Source organism: Eubacterium ramulus ATCC 29099, from assembly GCF_000469345.1.
Lineage (GTDB): Bacteria > Bacillota > Clostridia > Lachnospirales > Lachnospiraceae > Eubacterium_I > Eubacterium_I ramulus.
This window is the reverse complement of sequence record NZ_KI271132.1, coordinates 1-2,563: the sequence shown is the minus strand read 5'-3', so window position 1 is coordinate 2,563 and position 2,563 is coordinate 1. Positions and strand designations below refer to the sequence as shown.

The 2,563-nt window shown below is 38.4% G+C and carries 3 protein-coding genes; all 3 read right to left on the bottom strand.

From position 1 onward, the window contains the following. Positions 1-278: 278 nt before the first annotated feature. Positions 279-1,454: an IS91 family transposase gene (locus HMPREF0373_RS08565; RefSeq protein ID WP_044963574.1), complete on the bottom strand. Its 1,176-nt coding sequence runs from the start codon at positions 1,452-1,454 to the stop codon at positions 279-281. A gap of 2 nt (positions 1,455-1,456) precedes the next feature. Next, on the bottom strand, positions 1,457-2,299 hold the full coding sequence (locus HMPREF0373_RS08560) for a tyrosine-type recombinase/integrase (protein ID WP_044963571.1): 843 nt from the start codon (positions 2,297-2,299) through the stop codon (positions 1,457-1,459). A 61-nt stretch (positions 2,300-2,360) separates the two neighbouring features. Continuing rightward, the coding region (locus HMPREF0373_RS17165; RefSeq protein WP_044963569.1) for a hypothetical protein at positions 2,361-2,563 on the bottom strand (203 nt) is incomplete at its 5' end.

Here is a 2,563-nt window from a genome sequence, read left to right as displayed (position 1 = left end):
ACAAACTGTTAAGGAAACAATCGGAGTTGGTGTAAACGAAAAAGCAGCCTTGAGTTCTGATAAAAACTGCCCTTTCGTTTACATCAATTTCGATTTTACCTTGGTGAACAAAGTCGCGTCCCTTTAGCCGATAGCTATGGGGATTCAATCGTTGCTCTTTTCCTTAAGTTTATCATACTGGGTGTTTTGGTAAAAGTTTTTTTATTCAAGAAATCAATTTCAGGCATGACAAACAAACCTCCTATGCGGAAGTCATTTATTCTATGCAATTGTAGATTTTAACATCTCATATGTGCATGAAAAGAAGAACTGTATTTATCTTTGCGGGGTGATACCATATTCCCTCCGCAAGAAGAACATTTGCATACATCAATGTGATACAAAATCTTTATCATTTCTACTGCATTTAGATTTTTTAATGTAGAAATGTATTTCTTGCATCCAAGCAGGTTTCTGCAGAGAGTTATCTTTTTTCTCTTGTTTCTACATGATAGCAGACCATAGTGCCGGATTCTGACAAATCGTTTGGGTGGAACATGCATCATGAATCGACGGATGAATTCTTCTCCTGAAATTGTTTTCTCTTTCCAGTGGCCTTCGTTTTTATAGTCTTTTACTGCATATGTAACTGTCGTATCCGTCATGGATTTGATTCGATGATTACTGATTGCTATCCTGTGGGTATATTTTCCAAGATAATTGATAACCGACTGTGCACCATTGAAAGTTTCTTTACAGTAAGTGACCCAGTTCTTTTCATAACACTTATCAAGAAGTTCTTTAAAACGATAGCTGTTCTGATATTTCTCTGCTGTACCATGAAATTTAAGCTTAGAATCATTCCACAGGCTTTTTAACTCATCCAGATATTTTCCACGGAACACCTTTGAGATGACACCATATGGGAGAAAAAAATTTCCACCTGTGTCTTTCCATTTATTTTCATCATCAAGCCCACCTCCAAGAACAATGGTATGAATATGAGGATGATAATTCATTGCAGAGCCCCAGGTATGAAGAATGCAGATATACCCTATATCAGCTCCCAGATACTTTGCATCTTTTGACAATTCATTCAATGTGGCTGAAGCAGCATGATACAGTGCATCATATAACAGCTTCTGGTTGCTGTAAATAATGGAATTCAATTCCTCAGGAACTGTGAATACTACATGATAATAGGGTGCATCCAATACGTTCTCTTTTTGTGCATCAATCCATTTCTCTTTCGGAAACTCCTGGCACATGGGACAGCATCTGCTTCTGCAGGAGTTGTTGTGAACACTGATACATCCGCAGTCCTCACAAACACTGATGTTTACACCAAAAACTCCTGTTTTACAGTTTCTGATGTGATAAGCCGTTTTTCTGTGATGAGCAGGAGGGTTACTCCTCTTTTCATAGGAAGGATAGAACCGTTCAAATACATCCTGTATCGTACATGATTTATCCATAATCATTCACCACCCATCTCATCAAATGGGCTTTTAATACCAAGCAGAGTTTTATTGCTTACATGCAGATAAATCTCTGTTGATTTTGGATCACGATGTCCCAAAAGAGCCTGAATATATTTTATATCGCAGCCTGACTCAAACAGATGACTTGCAAAACTATGACGCAAACAATGTGTGGAGACGTGTTTTTGAATGCCTGCTTTTTCGGCGCTTTCACGAAAAAATTGAATGACACTATCTTTTGTAAGATAATCCCCTGTCCATGAACTTGGGAACAGAATCCCTCTTGGCCTGCCACATTGAAACCAGTATTCTGTCAATATTTCAAGCGTCCGGTCTGCAAGCAAAGTATAACGGTCAGATCGGCTTTTTCCATCGCGGATGTGTATGGTTTTGTTCGTGCGTGAAATATCATCATAATGAAGGTGTGTGACTTCTGAAACACGAAGTCCACCTGAATACATAGTAGCGATCATAGCTTTATGCTTCAGATTTGGTGTAGCATCAAGAATAGCTGATATTTCTGCTTTTGTAAGCACCGCTGGTAACTTTCTGTCCCTTTTCATACGAGGTATGTCATCATCATCCCAATTCATCTTCAATACTTTTTTGTAAAAGAAGCGGATTCCTGAATGGTAGTGATTGTATGTTTCTGGTGAAATCCCGGAAAGTTTCTTTTCAGTTAGGAATGTATCAACATCGTCAGTTGTTAATGCATCTATATCCTTGGCTGTGTGGTTCAAAAAATGAGCAACACTGGTACAGTATGCATGAATTGTGGAATCCTTGAGATTCCGTTTATTCGCAGCAGATCTAATCTGATTAAAAATTTCTTCGTACATAATAAAATCCTCCATGTAAAGTAAATCGTAAATGTATAAACACTGCTTACATGGAGGAGCATTAGCATAATAAAACTGCTTGCCAGAAAGGCAGCTCAATGGTATTCTTATCATAGGCAGTGGGGATGTCGATCCTGTTTGATTGTTGGTTGTGGTGACTTAACAATACTACTTGTAGGACTTGGTTTCCACTGCTTTTTATTAAAGTGTAAAGAAAAACTGCGCCATAGCCTTGGCAGGCCATCGCGCAGCGATTTTGTTCAA

What these genes read in the sequence shown, in the direction of transcription:
- HMPREF0373_RS08565 (WP_044963574.1), bottom strand. Translation starts at nt 1,454, where the DNA reads ATGGATAAATCATGTACGATACAGGATGTATTTGAACGGTTCTATCCT.
- HMPREF0373_RS08560 (WP_044963571.1), bottom strand. Translation starts at nt 2,299, where the DNA reads ATGTACGAAGAAATTTTTAATCAGATTAGATCTGCTGCGAATAAACGG.